The organism is Streptomyces sp. sk2.1, from assembly GCF_008120935.1.
Classification (GTDB): domain Bacteria; phylum Actinomycetota; class Actinomycetes; order Streptomycetales; family Streptomycetaceae; genus Streptomyces.
In genome coordinates this window covers 1-2,677 of sequence record NZ_RDBO01000024.1, presented here as the reverse complement: position 1 = coordinate 2,677, position 2,677 = coordinate 1, and the positions used below count along the sequence as shown (strand labels likewise).

Annotated in this window: 1 pseudogene; it reads right to left on the bottom strand. The window is 66.0% G+C overall.

Features of this window, described 5'->3' with window-relative positions:
- A pseudogene (locus tag EAO76_RS11450) lies at positions 1-2,021 on the bottom strand (hypothetical protein); the annotation flags it as partial.
- Between the last annotated feature and the right edge of the window lie 656 nt (positions 2,022-2,677).

Sequence of the window (2,677 nt, the reverse complement as noted above, 5' to 3'; positions counted from 1 at the left end):
GGGACGCCGGCCGATCCGCCGTTGGCGATGGCGATGACCGAATCCAGGACGGCGTTGACGAACTCCACGATCTGGGCGCCCTGGTTCACGATGAACGTGACGATGTCGATGATGCCCTTGACGGCGCGGATGAAGGCGGAGGCGGGGTTGAGGAGGGAGATGATCCAGGTGATGCCGGCGATGATGACGGTGGGGATGAGGTAGCTGGTGAGTTTTTCGAGGATGGTGGCCTTGAGGTCGCCGGCCTCGGTCTGGATTTCCTTGACGGCGCCCGCGGGGCCCTCGGTGGCGAGTTTCTTGGCGACGGGGACGGAGGACTCGACGGCTGTCATGGCCTGGTCGGGGATGCCCTTGCGGGTGATGCGGGCGCGGATGTTGTCCCAGGTCAGGCCGAGGAGGGAGGCGATGAGCTGGATGATGCCCTTGAGGTCGAACTTCTGGGGGAGTTCGAGTCCGGCCTTGACCGCGGTGCCSAGSAGCCAGGAGACGACGCCGGTCTTGAGGTGGGTGGCGATGTTGGTGATGAAGAGGTTGAGTCCGGCGCCSACSGCSRMSACGAGGTTGCCGAGGAACCCGATGGGGTCCTTGATGATCTTCATGATGGCGGAGGCGGCCTTGGCGAGGATGCCCAGGAGGAGGTTCTTGAGTTCGTTGATGGTCTTGAGGACGCCGACGATGGCGTCCTTCGCCTTGTCGACGAGGCCCTTGTTGGCTTCCTGGAGCTTCTTGATCTCCTCGTCGATCTTGTTCAGGGCGGCGGTGTATTTCTGGGCGAGGTCCTGGACCAGTTGTTCGGACTTCTCGTTGACGGTGGTTTCCAGGTCGTCGAACTTGCCCGCGAAGTCGGTGGCGGCCTCCTGGCCGAACTCGCGCAGGTCTGCGGGGAGTCTGTCGACCTCGGCCTTCAGCTCCGCCCGGCCCTTGGCTATGCGGGCCTTCGCGCGGCCGAGTTCGGTGCCGATGAGGTCGGCGACCGAGGAGATGACGGTCTGCATCTGCGCGACGTAGAGCTTGCGGGCCTCCTGGAAGAGGGCGTTGGCCTCCTTCGGCATGCCCAGCAGCTTGTCCTTGGCCCACTTCGCGCCGCCGAACATGCCTGAGTACCGCTTGTCCTTGTACTTCTTCATGCGGCGCTTGTGATCGGCGGTGAACGCGTCGCGGGCCGCCTTCTCGCCCTGCGTGAACGCGGTGTCGACCTTCTTGTCCAGGCCGGAGAGGGTGGTCTCGACATCCTTCTTCGTGGTGTCGTAGACCTTCTGGAGCTTGGCGGTGACCTCGGCCCGCCGTTTCTCGTCCTTGGACTTCGTCTCGCCCTTGCCGCCGTCGACCTGTTTGCCTGCCGAGGCCCTGGTCGCGGTGAGGGCGTTGATGGCCTGGGCGCCGGAGGCGGCGGCGTTGGCCTTGGCGGTGGAGAGCTGCTGGTTCTCGGCCGTCCTGCCCTTGGCGGGGGCCTTGACGGAGTCGGTCTCGGCGGTCTTCTTCGCGGACAGGGCCTGGTCGAACTCGGGCTCGTTGCCCCTGGCGAGCTGGTCCTCGGTGACCTCGGCGTCCGCCATCGCCTGGTCGTTGGCGGCCGGGCCCTGGGAGAAGTCCGTGACCCCGATGGGGTCCTTGATGATCTTCATGATGGCGGAGGCGGCCTTGGCGAGGATGCCCAGGAGGAGGTTCTTGAGTTCGTTGATGGTCTTGAGGACGCCGACGATGGCGTCCTTCGCCTTGTCGACGAGGCCCTTGTTGGCTTCCTGGAGCTTCTTGATCTCCTCGTCGATCTTGTTCAGGGCGGCGGTGTATTTCTGGGCGAGGTCCTGGACCAGTTGCTCGGACTTCTCGTTGACGGTGGCTTCCAGGTCGTCGAACTTCCCCGCGAAGTCGGTGGCGGCCTCCTGGCCGAACTCGCGCAGGTCCGCGGGGAGTCTGTCGACCTCGGCCTTCAGCTCCGCCCGGCCCTTGGCGATGCGGGCCTTCGCGCGGCCCAGTTCGGTGCCGATGAGGTCGGCGACCGAGGAGATGACGGTCTGCATCTGCGCGACGTAGAGCTTGCGGGCCTCCTGGAAGAGGGCGTTGGCCTCCTCCGGCATGCCCAGCAGCTTGTCCTTGGCCCACTTCGCGCCGCCGAACATGCCTGAGTACCGCTTGTCCTTGTACTTCTTCATGCGGCGCTTGTGATCGGCGGTGAACGCGTCCCGGGCCGCCTTCTCCCCCTGCGTGAACGCCGAATCGACCTTCTTGTCCAGGCCGGAGAGGGTCTCCTCGACGTCCTTCTTCGTGGTGTCGTAGACCTTCTGGAGCTTGGCGGTGACCTCGGCGCGCCGTTTCTCGTCCTTGGACTTCGTCTCGCCCTTGCCGCCGTCGACCTGTTTGCCTGCCGTGGCACGGGTTGCGGTGAGGGTGTTGATGGCCTGGGCGCCGGAGGCGGCGGCGTTGGCCTTGGCGGTGGAGAGCTGCTGGTTCTCGGCCGTCCTGCCCTTGGCGGGGGCCTTTGCGGAGTCGGTCTCGGCGGTCTTCTTCGCGGACAGGGCCTGGTCGAACTCGGGCTCGTTGCCCCTGGCGAGCTGGTCCTCGGTGACTTCTGCGTCCGCCATCGCCTGGTCGTTGGCGGCCGGGCCCTGGGAGAAGTCGGTGACGGCGGCGGGCTGCTTGTCCGGGATGGCGTCGGTGGCGGAGGGGGCGCCGGGGT